General features: G+C 69.1%; 14 protein-coding genes. 6 read left to right on the forward strand and 8 right to left on the reverse strand.

All coding sequences use genetic code 11. The features are described from left to right. Positions 1-3: 3 nt before the first annotated feature. The 8 genes from CQW49_RS00745 to wecB all read right to left on the reverse strand — a co-directional run bounded on the left by CQW49_RS00745 (position 4) and on the right by wecB (position 10,731). Positions 4-1,209, reverse strand: coding sequence for a nucleotidyltransferase domain-containing protein (locus CQW49_RS00745; protein WP_157926055.1), 1,206 nt, complete (start codon positions 1,207-1,209; stop codon positions 4-6). 73 nt (positions 1,210-1,282) lie between these two features. Continuing rightward, the gene (locus tag CQW49_RS00750; protein ID WP_051418819.1) at positions 1,283-2,368 is read right to left on the reverse strand and encodes a glycosyltransferase family 4 protein; all 1,086 of its coding nucleotides are present in this window, start codon (positions 2,366-2,368) and stop codon (positions 1,283-1,285) included. A 67-nt stretch (positions 2,369-2,435) separates the two neighbouring features. Beyond that, entirely contained in the window at positions 2,436-3,608 is a 1,173-nt protein-coding gene (locus CQW49_RS00755; protein WP_003613977.1) for a glycosyltransferase, read from the reverse strand. Beyond that, positions 3,601-4,566: a glycosyltransferase family 2 protein gene (locus CQW49_RS00760; RefSeq protein ID WP_003613976.1), complete on the reverse strand. Its 966-nt coding sequence runs from the start codon at positions 4,564-4,566 to the stop codon at positions 3,601-3,603. The genes CQW49_RS00755 and CQW49_RS00760 overlap by 8 nt, the downstream gene beginning before the upstream one ends. Continuing rightward, entirely contained in the window at positions 4,563-6,662 is a 2,100-nt protein-coding gene (locus tag CQW49_RS00765) for a bi-domain-containing oxidoreductase (protein ID WP_003613974.1), read from the reverse strand. The genes CQW49_RS00760 and CQW49_RS00765 overlap by 4 nt, the downstream gene beginning before the upstream one ends. After that, the gene (locus tag CQW49_RS00770; RefSeq protein ID WP_024749399.1) at positions 6,659-8,326 is read right to left on the reverse strand and encodes an alginate lyase family protein; all 1,668 of its coding nucleotides are present in this window, start codon (positions 8,324-8,326) and stop codon (positions 6,659-6,661) included. Before CQW49_RS00770 ends, CQW49_RS00765 begins: the two co-directional genes overlap by 4 nt. Beyond that, a complete protein-coding gene (locus tag CQW49_RS00775) occupies positions 8,320-9,588 on the reverse strand; it encodes a glycosyltransferase family 4 protein (protein WP_024749398.1) in 1,269 nt (422 codons plus the stop codon). Before CQW49_RS00775 ends, CQW49_RS00770 begins: the two co-directional genes overlap by 7 nt. Continuing rightward, a complete protein-coding gene (wecB, locus tag CQW49_RS00780; protein WP_003614927.1) occupies positions 9,589-10,731 on the reverse strand; it encodes a non-hydrolyzing UDP-N-acetylglucosamine 2-epimerase in 1,143 nt (380 codons plus the stop codon). Between the two features lie 174 nt (positions 10,732-10,905). Here wecB and CQW49_RS00785 point away from each other — a divergent pair, with 174 nt between their 5' ends. Genes CQW49_RS00785 through CQW49_RS26245 form a run of 6 tightly spaced genes read left to right on the forward strand, consistent with a single transcriptional unit; the run spans position 10,906 to position 17,051 of the window. After that, a complete protein-coding gene (locus tag CQW49_RS00785) occupies positions 10,906-12,111 on the forward strand; it encodes a glycosyltransferase family 4 protein (RefSeq protein WP_162150805.1) in 1,206 nt (401 codons plus the stop codon). Continuing rightward, a complete protein-coding gene (locus tag CQW49_RS00790) occupies positions 12,108-13,181 on the forward strand; it encodes a CgeB family protein (protein ID WP_003614925.1) in 1,074 nt (357 codons plus the stop codon). Before CQW49_RS00785 ends, CQW49_RS00790 begins: the two co-directional genes overlap by 4 nt. Then, positions 13,178-14,035: an FkbM family methyltransferase gene (locus CQW49_RS00795; RefSeq protein ID WP_003614923.1), complete on the forward strand. Its 858-nt coding sequence runs from the start codon at positions 13,178-13,180 to the stop codon at positions 14,033-14,035. The genes CQW49_RS00790 and CQW49_RS00795 overlap by 4 nt, the downstream gene beginning before the upstream one ends. Further along, on the forward strand, positions 14,028-14,753 hold the full coding sequence (locus CQW49_RS00800; RefSeq protein WP_003614922.1) for a class I SAM-dependent methyltransferase: 726 nt from the start codon (positions 14,028-14,030) through the stop codon (positions 14,751-14,753). Before CQW49_RS00795 ends, CQW49_RS00800 begins: the two co-directional genes overlap by 8 nt. A 1-nt stretch (position 14,754) precedes the next feature. Further along, positions 14,755-16,296, forward strand: coding sequence for a hypothetical protein (locus tag CQW49_RS00805; RefSeq protein ID WP_003614921.1), 1,542 nt, complete (start codon positions 14,755-14,757; stop codon positions 16,294-16,296). Then, a complete protein-coding gene (locus CQW49_RS26245) occupies positions 16,293-17,051 on the forward strand; it encodes a class I SAM-dependent methyltransferase (protein ID WP_081735661.1) in 759 nt (252 codons plus the stop codon). Before CQW49_RS00805 ends, CQW49_RS26245 begins: the two co-directional genes overlap by 4 nt. Positions 17,052-18,210 lie beyond the last annotated feature (1,159 nt).

The following is an 18,210-nucleotide window of genomic DNA, read 5'->3' on the forward strand; positions in this document are numbered from 1 at the left end:
AGATCAACCTTTTGGAGCGCGAAATTGGGAGCTACGGAGGCGCCGCGTCAGCCAGAGCGGGAACCGAAGCGCGAAATAGAGCCAGGTCGAGCGGGCCGGCAAGCGAATCGCCGCGACGTCGACAGGCAGGATGAAGTGTCGGCGCAATTCGCGCCCCCTCGACCCCGGGGCGTCGCCGGGGATCAGCATGAGGCCGAGGTCGAGGACATGGCGGATGCGACGACGGTCGAGGTTGGCGGCGCCGCCGCCGATCATCGCCGTCAGCGACAGCGCGACGCGGGCGAGGGTCGCGTCCTCGCGCAGTCTCGCCGACAAGGCCGACGGCAGCTCGACGGCGAGCAGGGTCTCGCACAGAACCAGCGCTTCGGCCGCGGATCGCGCCGCTCCCGCCGCCTCGGCCGAGCCGTAGAGGCGCTCGAGGTCCGCGCCCTCGATCGCCAGCAGCGCGGCGAGGTCCGCCAGCCATTTCAGCCGGCACCAGAAATGCTGCGCGCCATGGGCGCAGAGATAGGCGAATAATTCCTCTGTCGGAAAGGTCGGCGTTTCGACCCCGCCGATCCGGACCGAGCGCCGGCGCCCGGAGAGGGCGCGGTCGCACAGAAAGCGATCGCTGTCGGCGAGGCGCCAATGCAGATCGACCAGGAGTCCGTTGGCGCCATGGCGGAACTGCCACTCCTTGCCGAGATCGGCGATCAGCTCCATCTGCGCGCCGCCGGGCGGCGGAAGCGGCGGATCGCCGCGATAGCCCGCCTGCTCCAGCAGCGCGCGCGCCCGGCCGAGGTCCGCGCTGGCGACGAAAATATCGATGTCGAGGCTATGCTTGATCGACAAGGAACGATAGGCGATGGCTTCGAGCGTCGCGCCTTTCAAAAACGCCACATCGACGCCGCCATCTCGAAACAGGCCCGCCAGCCGGGCGGTCTCGGCCGCGAGGCGGAGGTTTCGTCGCGTCAGAACGGCGACGCGCGTCGCCAGCTCCGTTTTGACGGCGGCGGGGGGCGAGACATTCGCCTGCGCGAGGCCGTCGCGGACCAGTCCGAACACGCGATGGCGTTCGGCGAGGCGCAGGACGAATCCCCAGTCGACGCCCGCGGCCGCTTCGGCGATGGCGCGCGCGCGCGCTTCGCCAGCCGGCCGGCAGCAGGCGGCGACGAGCCGGAACTCCCGCGAGGCGCCGGCGAGATGGCGCGCCGATACGGTCTTCGCCAAGACCGCTATCGCGGAGACCGCCATCGCCGAGACAGCCATCGCACGGCCGCGCCGCGTCGCCCCGGGCGCGCTCTCAGACATCGAGATCGCCACCCTCTGCAAATTCGTTCCAGATATCGAGAAAGCGCCGTGCGAAGCAGGAATAGCGAAAATGCCGCCGCCAGCGCTCGAAGGCCGCCTCGCCCAGCGTCGCGCAGCGGTCGGGTTCGCGCAGCAGGGCGATGAGCGTCTCGGCGAGCATCGGCTGATCGAGCGCCGAGACATTATATCCCGTCTCGCCGTCGACATTGATCTCGCAGCCGGCGTCCTCGCGCGAGGCGACGACCGGCAGGCCGTGACGCATCGCCTCGGCATAGACGACGCCGAAGCCCTCCTGCCGGCTCGGCATGGCGAAGACATGAGCGCTGGCGAAGAGCGCCGGCATATCCGGCTCGGGAACATGTCCGAGCAGATCGATCGAGCCGGCGGCGGACGAGCCGGCAACCTTCGCTCGCAGCGCTGCAAAGCCCGTTCCCGAACCCGCTATGACGAGGCGGGCCCCGGGCGCGGCGGCGGCGACCCGCGGCCACACGTCGACCAGCTCGTCATGGCCCTTGCGGCCCTCCGGCGCCTCTATGCGGCCGACGATCAGCACGCGCGGCGGCCCCTCGAAGCCGGCGCGCTCGCCGGGCGCCTCGTCCTGCTCGGTGCCGAGCCAGCACAGGCGCGCATTGGCGAGCGGACCATTGGCGGATTGGTGGCGCTCCAGCGTCGTCCGCGAGTTGACGATCGCGAGAGCGGCGCCCCGCACGGCCGCGCGATGCTCCGCAGGCATCGGGCCCCAGGCTTCGATCCCGTGCAGCCAGAGGGCGTAGGGAATGCCCGCGAACCGTGGATGCGCGCGCGCGACGCCGACCGAATCATAGATCGCATGTGTGGCCCGCAATCCGTGACGATGCGCGAGCAGGGCGTAGAGCAGCTTGCTGCCGAGGGCGGGGCGCATGCGCAGCCCGGCGATGTCGATCGTTCGGCGGTCGAGATAGCTCAGCCCCTCGACGCGCTCGGCGCCCGATTGGGCGAGCGCACGCGCGGTCATGCGTGCGACGCGGGCGATGCCGCCGCGCCCCGGCGCGACCAGAGCGGAGCCGAAGAAAACGCGGGGACGACGCGCCATCGTCATCAGGGTCTCGCCTCGATCCGAGCAAAACGGCGCCATCCGACGAGACTCCATAGGAGCGGCGAACGCCCTAGGCCGAGCATGTGCTTCCCTCCGCCAGCGCCCGGTGGAGCATGCGCCGCATGGACAAGATCGCGTCGATCTCGCAGTTGCGACTCGCGGCGAGCGCGTGCGCGCCGGCGCGCAGCCGCGCTCGCGCCGGCGCGTCGAGCGCGGCGAACCGGTCGATCGCGCCAGCGAAAGCGCTGGGCTCGAGCGGCAGGTCCCAGCCGGCGTCCGCCTGCGCGAGATCGCGCCAGGGCGTCGCATCGCCGATGAGCGCGGGGACGCCGCAGCACAGAGACTCGAAGATCGCATGGCCGAAGTTCTCACTCCGGCTCGGCAGAAACAAGAGGTCGTGGCGTGCGAACATTTCCGGAGCCGCCTCGTTCACGATCTCGCCATGCATGGCGACCACGATATGGGGCGGAAGAGCCGCGATGATGCGTCGGCACTCCCGCCAATAGGCCGCGTCCTCGATCGGGCCATAGATGTCGTAGACGACGCGAGCTTCGACGAGCGCCAGCGCGCGCAGGGCGAGATCGAGATTCTTGATGCGCGCGACGCGTCCGAGGAAGGCGAGCCGCAGCGCGCCGTCGATGGCCGGGACATGCGGCGGCGCGGCGAGCAGAGGCCGGATGTTCGGCGCGACGAGAACGCCTTTCGATCTCGTGATCGCGGCGCCGATGTCCTGCGCCTCCTCCACGCTCGTCGCATGCAAGAAGGCGTCGTCGAGCAGGCCCGTCCTTTGCGCGAGCGTCTGATAGGCGGCTTTGCGCCGACGCTTCAGGCCGAGCGCCGCCGCCGAGAACTCGCCATGCGGCGAGAGGATCGTCGGACGCCGCGGGATGAGGCCGAGCCGACGCATGATCAATGCGGGAATGGTGAATTCGCGGTCGTGGAAGCCGTGGAGGAGCAGCAGATCATAGCGCGTCTCGCGCAGAATGGCGGCGAGCTCGGCGCGCCCGCGCGCGCCCGGCGGGCAGTAGCGCGCCACGCCGCGCGGAGCCTCCAGCCAGCGCCCGCTCGCCGCCAGAGGCGCATCGCCGGGCGCCGGGCGGTCGCGCGCGACGCGCAGAAAGCGGAACTCGTCCGAGAGCGCCTCGATCATCGCCATGAGGCTCCGATTCGTGCCGCTGGCGTCATTGCCGGGCCAGAGCGCGCCCATCAGCGCGAGGATCACGGGCTCGTGCCGCTCAGTCATCGAGCGGCTCCCGTGGCGCGAGCTCTATCCCGTAATGCGTCGCGAGCCGCATCTTGAACGCGTCGACGCCATGCGCGGCGATGAAGGCGCGCGCCTCGTCGATCTTGGCGTCGATCAGGATCCAGTTCCACAGGCCCTGCAGGAAGTGGAAGACGAAGCCGTCGCGCCCGTCGAGAAAGCCGAGCCGCAGAAAATAGCGCTGGAAGAAATACAGCAGGCCGCGCAGATAGAGCGGCGCGCGGGCGAAGACGCGATTGCGCAGGAAGCGCTTCATGCGCGCCTGTGAGCCGGCCTCGCGCTCGATCGCCGCATCGACCGGGAAGAAGCCATATTCGAGATTGAGGAAATCGACCATCTGCCGCGTGGCGTAGCGATTGTGCTTGTCGGTCCAGGCGGTGACGCCGGCGAGATTGTGATCGACGAAATCGCCGCTCGATCGTCGCGCCTCGCCACGCGTCAAGACAATGTGCTCGTCCATCCAGCGCTGCTCGATGCGCCCGCAGCCGTTGCGCCACAGCCGCAGCAGAAAGGTGGGGTAATAGCCGCCGTGGCGAATCCATGTGTCGCGAAAGATGACCTTGCGACGCAGATAGAATCCGGTGACGGCGGGGTCGAGAGCAGGCAAGGCCGCGCGCAATTCGGCGCAGAGCGCGGGCTCGAAATATTCGTCGGCGTCGAGGCGCAAGATCCAGTCGGTGGACGGCGCGGCGGCGTCGACGCCCCATTGGAATTGATCGGCGTAATTGCGCCAGCGATGCTGAAGAACATCGGCGCCGAGACGTTCGGCGATCGCGGTCGTCGCATCGCTCGAGAAGCTGTCGACAACGACGACGCGCGCGACGAGGCCGGCGATGCTGCAGACGCAGCGCTCGAGGTGGATTTCCTCGTCGCGCGTCAGAATGATCGCGGTGATCGACAGAGGGGAAGGGGGCGCGTCGCGGCAGGTCGGATCGATCACTCCCGCACCGCCTCCTCGATCGCCAGCGTCGCTTCGCTCACCGCGATCAGCTCGGCGAGCGGGATCGGCGGCGCGCCTCGGCCGCGCGTCGCCTCGATGAAGGCGCGCGCGAGCGCGCGCTGACCCTTGTCCTGCGCGGCCTTCACGCGCCGGCGGCGCCCGCCGCGCGTGATGTCGAGGCGAGTGAAATCGTCGAGCTGCACGACGCGTCCCGCGGCGAAAATCTCGATGCGCTCCTTGGGAACGGCAGGATCGCCGAGCGAGGAATAGACGATGGCGCCGGTCGAGCCGTCGGCAAAGCGCAGCAGCGCCGAGACCGCGTCGTCATGATCGCGCGCCGCCGTCGCCTGCGCCTCTATCGGAAGCGCGCCGCAGAGATAAGTGAGCGCGTCGACGAAATGGCAGACCTCGCCGATGATGCGACCGCCGCCTTCGCCGCGCTGGATCCAGCTCTCGGCGGGTATCTCGCCGGCGTTGACGCGATAGAGCATGACCAGCGGACCGCTGCGCGGCTCCAGCGCGCGCTTGGCCTCGATCAGCAGCGGCGCGAAGCGGCGGTTGAAGCCGACGGTCAGCACGCCCGGCGCAGCCTCCGCCGCGACGGCGACATCGCGCAGCTCCTCGCGCGTGAGCGCGAGCGGCTTCTCGACGAACACATGCTTGCCAGCGATGAGCGCTCTGCGCGCATAATCGGCGTGGGTGTCGTGGCGCGTCGCGATCACCAGAGCGTCGATCTCGGCGTCGTCGATGAGCGCGTCGGCGTCGGTGGTCGCGGCGGCGAAACCATGCTTTTCGGCCGCATGGCCGGCGCTGAGCCCGGTCGATGTCGCGACCGCGGCGAGCCTCACGCCATCGATGGCGGAGAAGGCCGGCAGCAGCACGCTTTTGGCGTAATTGCCGAAGCCGATGAAGCCGAGCGTGGCCTCGCCGTCGCGACGCTGCGGCGCCGGCGCCGATCGCACCATTCGCGTCGGCTCCGGCGCCTCTCGCGGATAATGCAGAGTGATGGCGAGATGCGGCGCGCCGCTCTGCATCAGCGCGTAGGCCGCGAGCGCCTCGGCGATGGGGAAGCGATGCGTGACCAGCGCTTTCGGCGTCACCTTGCGCTCGGCGACGAGCGCGAGAAAAGCTTCCATGTTGCGCTGCTCGGTCCAGCGCACATGGGCGAGCGGATAATCGTGGCCTTCGAACTCGTAGCCAGGATCGTGCCGGCCGGGGCCATAGGACATGGACAGGCGCAGATCCAGCTCGCGCTTGTAGAAAGGCTCGCGGTCGATGGTCATGCCGACGAGGCCGACGACGACGATGCGCCCCTTCATGCGCGAGATCTCGGCCGCGATATTGAGCGGCTCGCTCGATTTGGTCGAGGCGGCGAGAATGACGCCATCGGCGCCATGGCCGCGTGTGAAGGCCTTGGTCGCCTCGAGCAATCCTTCGCCGACCGCGAGGTCGGCGCCGAGCTCGCGCGCGAGCGCGACGCGCGACGCATCGGGATCATAGCCGAGCACGCGGCAGCCATTGGCCTTCAGCAATTGCACGGTGAGGAGGCCGATAAGGCCGAGCCCCATCACGACGAAGCATTCGCCGAGCGTCGGCTGCGCCTGCCGCACGCCTTGCAGCGCAATGGCGCCGAGCGTGACGAAGCTCGCCTCCTCGTCGTCGACGCCGTCGGGAACGCGCACCACGAGATTCTTCGGAATGGCGTCGATCTCGGCATGATTGGCGAAGCCGGCGCCGGCGCAGGCGACGCGGTCGCCGACGCGAAAATTCTCGACGTGGCGGCCGATCTCGAGCGCCTCGCCGGCGATCGAATAGCCGAGCGGAATGGGCGTATCGAGCTTGGCGAAGACTTTTTCCACAGTCGGCGCGAGGCCGTCGCGGCGGATGTTGCGGATGACGCGGCGAACGAGATCGGGGCGCGCCATCGCCTTGCCGGCGAGCGAGGCCTTGGCGAGCTCGATCGTCTGCCGCTCTGTGCCGGACGAGATCAACGAGACGCGCGTCGCGACGAGCAGCGCGCCGGCGCCGGCGCGCGGGGCCGGGACCTCGGCGAGAGCGAGCTCGCCGCTGCGATAATTCTGCCTGATCTGCTTCACGATGGCGTTCCAATTCCCGCTGAAAAGCGCAGCTCGACGCGGCTGTCCGCGCCCTGCGCCGGCGTGACGACGATGCGCCGCGTCATCTGCTCGACGCCCATGTCCGGCCACCACGCCGCGTCCTCGATGATGAGCGGCGCCGACGCCGTCATCTCGACGCGAGCGTCATCGCGCAAGAGCCGCAAGACGTCTCCATCGTTCGCGACGGCGACGTCGGGATGCAGCAGAAAGCCGATGCGCGACGCGCGCTCCGTGAATCCCTGCAAGCGATCCTCGATCGTGACGGCGCCGGGGGAGACGTCGAAGCGGCGGATGTGGATGGGACGGCCGGGAAGATGCGCATAGCCGTCATGCGCGCCCTCGAGCAGGAAGCCGTCGTCGCGCGGCTCGTAGCGGCGCAGCGTCACATCGGGACGGCGGCCGCAGCGAAAAGCGCCGTAGAAATCGGCCATGTCGGCGCCGTCGAGCGCCAGCGTGTTGTGGCTCGCGGCGGCGCGCGAGCGGCGGCGGCGCTCGCCTTCGACATATTCGTAGACGCCCTGATCGACGATGATGCGGCTGCTGGCGACCGATAATTCGAACGAGAGAATGTCGCCATGCGCATGCGCCGGCAGATCGTCCGGCCCGATGCGTCCGCAGTCCACGATCACATAGTCGCCGCCGTGGCGCGCGCCGAAGAACCCGGCTGGAGGAAGCGCGAAGACGCGCCGCGGCGACGGCGCAACGCCGAAGAGGCGCGCATAGGCGTCGAGACAGAGGCGAGGCGCATAGGCCATGGAAAGGCCGCTGTCGTTGAATTGCGCCACGGCGCCGTCGGGATGGGCGAGATCGGCGGTCGCCTGCGCGAGCCGCGACAGCGCCGCGTCGAGCCGGCCATGAAGAGGATCGGCGCCGAGCGCGGCGCGGCATTCGAGAAGATCGGCGAACACTTGGCAGTGATAGGAAGGCGAGCGCTCGTAATGCGCGCCGTCGGCGAGAATCTGCCGCTCGAGCTCGACATTCAGCAGACGCAGGCCGCGCGCACGCCAGCGCGCCGCCGCCGCGCCCTCGAAAGAGGCGGCGGCCCACAGCAGCGCCTTTACATTCTTGATGAGGTGATTGCCGCCGATGTCGGTCTCGAGATGACGCTCGAGAAAAGCGATTTGCCGCGCCACGCTCGCCTCGATGCGCCGACGCAGCTCCGGCTCGAGCGTCTCGCGCCGCGCCAGCTCCTGCAGCAGCACGACGGCGCGCAGCGACAGCGTGTAACTGCTCCAGGCGTCGCGCCACGCGCCCGGGGCAGGGGAGTCGCAGGAGTCGAGCCATTGCGCGACGATATCCGCTGCGGTCGCGTCGTCGAGACCTTCGAGATAGTTCATGTAATGCAGCGTCATGCGCCGGAGCTGATCGCCGCCGGCGCGCCAGTCGACGCGCCCGCCGGTCATGCGCGCATCGCGTGCGATCAGGCGGAAGACGAGATCGTCGCCCTCGCGCCGCACGCCAGTCGCGCGCGGGGCGAACAGCGGCTGCGGCGGCTGCGCGCGCGCGAGCGGCGCCGGGCCGCGCGCGACGCGCGGGCGAAAGCCGGCGAGGCGTCGGCGCGCCGACAGCCGCAGGCGTGCGAGCATGCGCGCGATCGGCACATGGCGAGCGAACGCCATCTCGCGCAGCAGATGCTTCAGCATCGCGGCGCGAGCACGGCCGCGCGCGCGCCGTCTGCACCACGGCGGGCGGCGACCGCGCTCTCCAGCACGTCGATATAGCGCAGAGCCAGCGCCGCGCGGTCGTAGTGCCGGCGCACATGCTCGGCGCCGGCGGCGCCGAGACGCGCGCGCAGCGCCGCATCTTCGGCGAGGCGGCGAACGGCGGCGGCGAGCGCTGGCGCATTCTCCGGCTCGACGGCGAGGCCGGCGCCGGCCTCCGCCAGCAGCGCCGCGGCCTCGCCCTCGACGCCGAGCGCGATCGGCCGCGCCATCGCCATCGCCTCGAACATCTTGGACGGCAGCACCTTGGTGAAGGTTTCGGTTCTGCGCAGCAGAATGAGGCTCACATCGGTGGCGCTCCACACCGCCGGCATGTCGCGCTTCGGCAATTGACCGACGATGCGGACATTGTCGAGCCGCATCTCGCGCGCCCGCTCCACCAGCCGCGCGCGCTCGGCGCCGTCGCCGACGAGCAGAAAGCCGATGCGCGGATCATCGCGCAGCAGCGCCGCGGCGTCGAGCAGCGTGTCGAGCCCATGCGCCATGCCATGCGTGCCGACATAGGCGGCGACGATGCGGTCGCCGAGATCGAAGCGCGCTCTGATCTCGGCGCCGTCGCCGGGCTGGAACAGATCGAGATCGACGCCATTCTTGATCACATGGATCGCCTCGCGCCGCCGGCGCCGCTCGGCCACATGCTCGACGAAAGAATCGGCGACGACTACGACGCCGTCGGCGCGCCGATAGGCGCTGGCCTCGAGCGCCTCGAGGAAGCGGATGGCGAGGCCCTTGCGCATGGCGCCGACGCTGACGATGCTCTCCGGCCACAGATCGCGAATCTCGAGCACCCAGGGACATCGCTTCACCGCGCGCAGAACGCGGCCGGCGAGTCCGCAGAAGAATTGCGGCGAGGTGGAGACGATGACGTCCGGCCGCGGCAGGAAGGGCGCCGCGGCGGTCGCGGCGACGAGGAAGGAGAGATAGCTCAGCGTGCGCAGCAGAAAGCCTTCGTTTGCGTTGAGCAGCGTCCACAGCCGCACGACCTCGACGCCGTCGATGACTTCACGCTGAAACAGCCAGTTGCGATAGCCGGGATAGATTTTGCCGCGCGGATGATTGGGCGCGCAGGTGACGACCGTCACCCGATGGCCGGCGCGCGCCCAGGCGCGGCTGTGCTCGCTTGTGCGCGAGGCCGGCGCATTGACCTCGGGCGCGTAATAATGGCTGAGCATGAGAATGCGCATCTAGCTCGCTTTCGCCTTCGGTCGATCCATGCCGGCGAGAAAATCGCCGAGCGCGGCGGCGATGCGCGGCGCCGCCCGCCCGTCCCACAATTCGGGAACGCGCCCGCGCTTGCCGCCGTCGCGCAGAGCCGCGAGCGCGACGCGCTCGAGCGTCGCGGGATCGGTTCCGACGAGAGTGTTCGAGCCCTGCTCGATCGTGATCGGACGCTCGGTGTTGTCGCGGAAGGTGAGACAGGGAACGCCGAGCGCCGTCGTCTCCTCCTGCACGCCGCCGGAATCGGTGATGACGAGTTGCGCCTCGCGCATCAGGCCGACCGCCTCTAGATAGGAGACCGGCGGGGCGATGAGCAGCCGGTCGCGCAGCTGCGTAAGATCGAGCCCGCAGCGCGCGAGCGCCGCCTGCGTGCGCGGATGCGCGGGAAAGAACAAAGGCAGCTCGCGCGCGATGCGCGCCAGCGCGGCGACGAGCGGCGCGAGCGTCTCGGGATCGTCGACATTGGCGGGACGGTGCAGCGTGACGAGGCCGAAGCGCGCCCGATTTTCCCACCCGTGCGCGGCGAGCGTCCGCGCCGCGGGGACCGCGCGCCGAAGCGCGAAATGCAGGGAATCGATCATCACATTGCCGACGAGCAGGATGCGCTCGGGCGCGACGCCCTCGGCGAGGAGATTATCGCGCGCGCGGCGCTCGGTGACGAGCAGGAGATCGGCGAGGCGATCGGTGACGAGGCGGTTGATCTCCTCTGGCATGGAGCGGTCGCCGCTGCGCAGTCCCGCTTCGACATGGGCGAGCGGAATGCGCAGCTGCGCGGCGACGATGGACGCCGCGAGAGTGGAGTTCACATCTCCGACGACGAGAAGCAGATGCGGGCGCCTCTCGCGCAGCGCCGCCTCGAGCCCCAGCATGATCGCCGCGGTCTGCTCGACTCCGGCCTTGGCTCCGACCTCGAGATTGATGTCGGGCCGCGGGATTTGCAGCTCCTCGAAGAAAACGGCGTTCATCGCGACGTCGAAATGCTGGCCGGTGTGCAGCAGACGCGAGGTGAAGCGGCCCTCCGCCGCGAGCGCGCGCAGGATCGGTGCGATCTTCACGAAATTGGGACGCGCGCCGACAACGCAGTCCACTCGCCAATCCGGGCCGAACATTCGTCCTCCCAGCGCCGTGTATAACCTCTGACGACGGATAGACAGTAAAGCTATAGTATGATCTGCTTAACCAGCATGAGCGCCGCTGGCAAGACGGAATCCGGCGCCCTGCACGAAATTCGTTTTTGGAGCAGGGGCGCGGATGCGCGACGAGCCGTTTCGAAAGATTTGACCGTGAGCCTGCGCAAGACCCGCATCGTCGTCGTCAACACGCATCCTATTCAGTATTTCGCGCCGCTCTATGCCTATCTGAGCGCGACGCCGGACATAGAGATCACAGCGCTCTATCTCTCCGACTTCAGCCTGCGCGGTGCCGTCGACCGCGGCTTCGGTCGAAGGGTCGCCTGGGACGTCGATCTTCTCGCCGGCTATCGGCATGTGTTCGTCGGCCGCCGCTGGCGCGAGATCGAGCCGTTCGGGTTGCGCGCCACTTTCGTGCCGGAAGTGTTCGCGGCGGTGCGGCGCGGCGGCTTCGATGCGGTCTGGGTCAACGGCCATGTGGTGGCCGCCAATTTCCTCGCCATGGCGGCGGCGCGCCTTGCGGGCCTCCCCATTCTGATGCGCTGCGAGACGCATCTCGGCCTCGCGTCGCCACCGCCGAAGCGATTCGTGCGGCGGCCGCTGCTCTCTGCTTATTTCTCGCTCTGCGACGCTTTTCTCGCCATCGGCTCGGCCAATCGGGATTTCTATCTCGCCATGGGCGCGCCCGCGGAGAAGATCGCTCTGGTTCCCTATGCGATCGACAACGATCGCTTCCTGCGCGACGCGCGCCTCTCGCCGCAGGCGCGCGTCGCGGCGCGGAGCCGCTATGGCTTTCGCGAGGGCCGTCCGGTCGTGCTCTATGTATCGAAGCTGCAGCGGCGCAAGCATCCGGACGATCTTTTGCGCGCGGCTGGCATGCTCGCTGCGGAAGGGCTCGACTTCGATTTGGCGATCGCCGGCAGCGGCGAGATGGAGGGCGACCTGAGAAAGATGGCCGGCGCGCTCGGGCTCGCCAATGTGGTCTTTCCGGGCTTCGTCAATCAGAGCGAGATGCCGACGCTGCTCGGCGCCGCCGATATTTTCGCGCTGCCGGCCGAGGCCGAGCCCTGGGGCCTCGTCGTCAATGAGGCGATGTGCGCCGGCCTGCCGATCGTCGTCTCGCGCGAGCTCGGCTGCGCGCCGGACCTGCTGCGCGAGGGCGAGAACGGCTTCGGCTTTCCGGCGGGCGACTTCGGCGCCCTCGCGGATGCGCTGCGCCCGCTCATCGTCGATGCGGGGCTGCGCGCCGCCATGTCGCGCGCGAGCCTCGAGATCATCTCGGATTGGGATTTCGCCCATTGCCTCGCCGGGCTGCGCGAGACGCTCGCGCTTCTGCCGCGGCGGGAGGCGCGGCGATGAGAGAGGACGGCGCGCTGCGCATTTTGTGCTGCTGCAGCACCTGGCAGGGGGCGACCGATTACGGTTGGCTGCGCGCCTTCCGCCGCGCCGGCCACAGCGTGCTCAATGTCCCGGACGCCGAGTTTTTTCCGGCTGGATGGCGCAATCCGGCGCTGCGGCTGCTGCGGCGGGCGACGGCGCCGCTGCTGCTCGCCGATTATCAGCGCGCGCTGATCGCGGCGGCGCGGGCGCTGCGGCCCGATCTCTTCTTCGTCTTCAAGGGGACTTTCGTCGCGCCGCAGGCCGTCGAGGCCATCCGGCGTCTCGGCGCCGTGGCGATCAATGTCTATCCGGATGTGAGCTTCACGGTCCATGGCCGGCTGATTCCGAAGACGCTGCCGCTCTATGATTGGGTCTTCACCACGAAATCCTATGGCGTCGCCGATCTCGCGCGCGAGCTCGGCGTCACCCGCGCGTCCTTTCTGCCGCATGGGTTCGATCCGGAGACTCATGCGCCCGTGGCGCTCGATGAGACCGATGCGCAGTTTTATACATGCGACGCGATCTTCGTCGGCACGTGGTCGCCGAAAAAGGAGGCGCTGCTGCGCCGCGTGAAGGAACGATTGCCCGGGCTCGCGTTGAAGATCTGGGGCGAGGGTTGGCGACGCTCGGCGCTCGCCGGCTCCGCCGAGTGTTGCACCGTGATCGGACGCGAATACGCCAAGGCGATCACGGGAGCGAAGATCAACATCGCAATGCTGGCGCACAGAATGGGCGAAGCCTCTTCCGGCGACCTCACGACGACGCGCAGCTTCGAGATTCCGGCGACGGGAGGATTCATGCTGCATGAGCGCACCAGCGAGGCGCAGAGCTATTTCGCGGAAGGGAGCGATTGCGCCATGTTCGCGGATGGCGACGAGCTCGCCGAGAAGATCGCCCATTATCTCGCTCATCCAGAGGAGCGTCTGGCGATCGCGCGCTCCGGCCATGCCCGCTGCCTCGCCGACGGCCATTCGATCGACGACCGCGCGCGCATCGTGGTGGCGAAGGCGCGCGCGCTCGTCGGCGCGAGAAGCGAGGGGACGGAATGACGCGCGTGGGCGATCTGGCGCGGCGCTGGCCGCCGTTGCGGCGTCTCGCCTGGCGCGCGGGTCGGCGCCTCTATTGCGCCGCGCGCGGAGAGCCGCATCTCAACAGCATCGGCGTGAATGGCGAAGCCTATGTGCAGGAATGCGTGGTTGCGGCGCTGGCGCCGGGCGAGACGCTGACCGCCTTCGACATCGGCGCCTATCATGGCGAATGGTCGCTGTCGCTGCTCGACTCTCTGCGCGCCGCGGGGCGCGTCGACGCGCGGCTGCGCGCTTTCGAGCCTGCAAACGGCTCGCGCGCGCATTTGCTAGCGGCGCTCGCCGCGCACCCGCTCGGCGCGTTCGTCGCCGTCGATTCCATCGCGCTTTCCGATAGTCCGGGCCGGGCGCAATTCGCCTTGATGAGCGAGGGCGGCGGCTCCAATTCGCTGAGCGCGCCGGATGGCGAGCCGCCTTGCGGCTGGCTCGAGGTGGAGACCTGCGATCTCACATCCTTCTGCCGGCGCGAGGGGATCGAGCGCATTCATCTCGTCAAATGCGACGCCGAGGGGCATGATCCGCTGATTCTGCGCGGCGCTTTCGAGCTGCTGCGGGAGGAGCGCATCGACATCCTGCAGTTCGAATATAATCATCGCTGGGTGCAGTCGCGCGCGTTCTTGAAGGACGTGTTCGCTCTCGTCGCCGATCTTCCCTATGAGGTCGCGCGCATCCTCCCCCGCGGGCTGGAGACGCTGCCCGGCTGGCATTTCGAGCTCGAGCGCTTCTTCGAGGCCAATTATCTTCTGGTCCGTCGTCCGGCGCTCGATTGGTTCGCGGTCCGCCGCGGCGGATTCGACGCGAGCAATGTCTATGTGTGAGCAGACGCCGCGCGATTGCGCCGAGGCGGGCTATCCGGCCTGGAAGCAATGGGATCGCCCGTTCTCCGTCTCGCCCGACGAGGCCTCCTATTTCGCCGGCGAGACGCGCGACCTCGCCGTCGCCGGCGCCGATGTGCTCGACATCGGCTTCGGCTCCGGGGCCTTTCTCGCCTGGGCGCGCGAGCGCGGCGCGCGCGTCGCCGGGCTCGAGATCAATCCGGTTCTGCAGGCCGCCGCGCGCGCGCGCGGCGTCGATCTGCTGCCGTCCTCGCTCGCGGAGGCCGCGCGCGAAAATGCGCGACGCTTCGACACGATCGTCGCATTCGACATGTTCGAGCATTTGGATCGCGACGAGCTGGCGCCGGCACTCGCCGCATCTTGCGCGATGCTGAAGGCCGGCGGACGGCTGGCGCTGCGCTTTCCCAATGGGCAGAGCCCGTTCGGGCTCGCGGCGCAGCATGGCGATCCGACGCATCGCACAGCGCTGTCGAAGACGCTGCTCGACCTGCATCTCAGCGCCCTTCCGCTCGATTGCGTGCGCTATGGCGGCGTCTACAGGATCGGTGGCGGCGGTCTGCGGCGCCGGCTGGGGCGCTGGGCGCGGGGCCTGTTGCGCGACGCGCTGGGCTTGGCGCTCGAGGCCGCTTATGGTTTCGACATTCCCTGGGATCCGGTGGTGGTGCTGGTCGTCGAGCGTCGACCGGACGGAGAGCGCTGACATGACGATGACTCTTCGCGCCGAAAGCGAAACGCTCGGCGAGCCGCAGATCGGTTTCGACGTCTCGCCGCGCGGCGAGCCGGCGCGAGATCCGCTGCGCCCGGCATGGTGGGAGCTCTGCTCGATCGGCCTGTTGATCGGGGTGATTCTCGCCTGCGACGAAGCGATCGGGGCGCCGGCGCATGACGGTCTGAATTTGGCGGCGCCGGCGATCCTGATGATCATGCTCGCGCTCGGCGCTCTGCGGATGGCGCGCCTCGAGCCGCGCTCGGTATGGTCGAGCCTCTATTGGTTCCGTCTCGCCACCGCGGTCTATTTCGGCTTCGGCTCGCTCGTTCCGTCCTTGCTGGATCCGATCAGCCTCGTGACGTTGAACCATTTCTATGAGGCGCGCCCGGACGAGATTTTGAAGCTCAATCTCGTCGTCGCCGTGTCGAGCTTCGTCGTGCTCGCTTGTGCTTCCGTTGCGTCGATCCTTTTTCCCACGCGGCCGCTGCGGGCCGGCGGGGAGTATGACGAGAACCGCTTGTTCTTCGGCATTCTGTTCGCTTGCGTCGGCTATACGGTGAAGATGCTGGTCGAGGCGCCGCTCACCTTCGGGGCGTTCGGCGCCGCCGCGGTTCCGGGCGCTGTTCTGCAGCTCGCGCAGCTGTCGGCCGTCGGACTCTATCTCCTGGCGGCGCATGCGCTGCGCGGCAATCGGCCGCTGCTTCTCGTCGTCCTCGCGCTGCTCGGCGCCGACATGTTCGTCGGCGCGCTGGAATTCTCCAAATTCGCGATGCTGCTGCCGCTGATGATGTTCCTGCTCGCCTGGCTCGCCTCGCGCATGACGATCGCCCGCGCCGCTCTCGCAACAGGGGTCTTCGTCGCCGCCTACTCCTCGGCTCAGCCTTTCATCGAATTCGGGCGGCTCAGCCTCGAGCGAAAATATACGACCGCCAGCGCGGGCGACTTCGGCGAGCGCTTCGAAATCGCCACGCAATATGTCAATGGAGCCCGCCATGATCGCTACGAGGAGGACACGCCCACCGGAATGATGCGCCTCTCTTATGTGAGCGCGGGCTGCTTCGCGATCAGCCGGTTCGACAGCGGCAGTCCCGGGCCCTCGCTCGATTATGCGCTCGCGACGCTCGTGCCGCGTTTCCTCTGGCCGCAGAAGCCGATCATCACCGACATCGGCTCACTCTTCAATCTGATGGCGACGGGCAGCTCCAAATCCTCTTCCGCGCCGGGCTATTTCGCGGACGCCTATTGGGCCGCCGGCTGGAACGGCGTGCTCTTGTTCTCGACGCTGATCGGCTTTCTGTTCGCGTTCTACAGCCGTTTCGCTCTGCATGTGCTGGAGAATGGCCGATGGCTGCTGATCCCGCTCGCGCTCTTGTCGTTGAAGATGGGATTGCGTGTGGACGGGGCTCTGGTGGCGGACGTCATCGGCGCCTCCGTGATCTGGTTCTGGGCCTATGTCGGCGCGCGGCTCGCCGAGCGGCCGGTGAACGGATTGATGCAATTGATGGAGAGCCGCATGCGTGAGCGCCTGCAATGAGCGCTCCTGCGGACGCGATCGGCTGGCATGATCGCTTCGGCGCGCGCTTTGCGGACCGCTATCGCCATTCGGCGGCCTTTCGCGAGCGGCTGCGCATATGGAGCGGGCTCGTCGACGCGCATGTTCGGCGCGGCGACGCGGTTCTCGACGCGGGTTGCGGGCCCGGAGCGCTCGCCTGCGTCGCGGCGCAGCGCTGCGCCGAGGTCGCGGCGCTCGACGCCAGCGCGAATATGATCGCGCTGGCGCGCCAACGCGCGCAGACGGAGGGCGCCGCGAACATCGCCTTTCACCTCGGCGCGATCGGCGATCCGCAGCTTTTCGCCGGCCGTCGCTTCGATGCGATCCTGTGCTCCAGCGTCCTCGAATATATCGACGATCTGGACGGCGCGCTGGATTGGCTGGCGGCGCGGCTCGCACCCGGCGGCGTGCTGCTGGTCTCAATGCCCAATGGCCGCTCGCTCTATCGCCGAGCCGAGCGAATCGTCTTCGCTCTCACCGGCCGGCCGCGCTTCTACGCCTTCGTGCGTCATGTCCCCACTCGCAGCGCTTTCGCGCAGGCGCTCGGGCGCCATGGGCTCGAGATGCGAGCGGTCGAGTTCTACGCCGCTCCGAGGCTGCTGCGGCTCCTCGTGGGCGGAGCGAGAGGAAGCGAGCATATCGAGCCGCTGTTGGTGGCGGTGGCGGTTCGTGCGGATGGGGACGATCGACGCCGCACGCAGGAAGCCGAGCGCCCTCGCGCGCATCCCCGGCGGTAGGCTGACGAGCAGCGCCGGCGCGGCGCCGAGCGCGGCCGTCAGGCCGAAGGCGGCGGCGAGGACGTCCGGCTGGCGGAGGTCGCCGATCCGCCCCACGGCCGTGGCGACGGCGCCCACCCACGCCGCCGTCGCCGCCGCTGCGCCGAGGCTGCGCGCGGCATAGGCGCGAATGTCGAGCGGGAACGCGCCATCCCGTCCGAGGCGCAGCAGGATCAGCGCCGCGCCCGCGCATTCGCCGAGGAACAGCGCCGCGGCGGCGCCGGCGCCGCTATAGGCGGGCGCGAGAGCCAGTGTCGCCGCCACCATCGTCGACGCCTGCGCCGCCGCGGCGAGCGCAGCGGGCCGCGCGTCGACGAGCGTCAAGAAGGTCGTGAGCGGCGTCGTCGTCGCGGCGAGCACGGCGCCGGCGCAGAGCCAGGCGGCGGCGCTGCGATCGAACAGCTCCGGCCGCCCGGTCCACAGCGTCACGAAGCCTTCGCCGAGCATTAGCAGTGCGAGCGAGCCCGCGACCGTCGCCGCGACAGCGACGCGGCCGAGCGCCGATAGTCGCGCCAGAACCGTCGCCCTCTCGCCGCGGTGATGATCATGCGCGCCCTCGACGCCCATGGCGAGCGACGACATGGTCACGAGCTGGCGCAGCAGATTGATCATGGTGCGGGCGAGCACGAAGCCGACGAGCGCCGCCGAGCCGACGCCGCTCGCGCCGAGGATCAGCACCGGCGCATGCAGCTGCGCGACCGCGGCCGCCTGCAGCGCCGCGAACCAGGGCAGACGCGCGGCGAGCGCGCTCAATTCGCTCGCGCTCGGCCGTAACGGCCGCAGGTTCAGCGCCGGAAATCGCCGGCGCAGATCCGCGCGCATGAAGCCCCAGCCGAGCGACAGCTCGCAGAGCAGCTGCAGCCCGGCGAGCGTCGCCGGGCGCCATTCCGCGAGCGCCGCGACGACGCCGCCCGCCGCGATCGCCAGGGGCGCGGCGAGATCGACGAGGATGCCGCGCGCAAATTGCCGATGCGCGCGATAGAGCTGCGTCATCGCCCCGCGCGCGACGCGCAGCAGCGTCGCGGCGCCGAGCAGAGCGAGGACGCAGCTCGCCTCCGCGACGTCGATGCGGCCGGCGGCCAGCGTCGCGGCGGCGCCGAGGCCGAGCGCCGCGACGCCG

Origin of the sequence: Methylosinus trichosporium OB3b, from assembly GCF_002752655.1 — a bacterium.
Lineage (GTDB): Bacteria > Pseudomonadota > Alphaproteobacteria > Rhizobiales > Beijerinckiaceae > Methylosinus > Methylosinus trichosporium.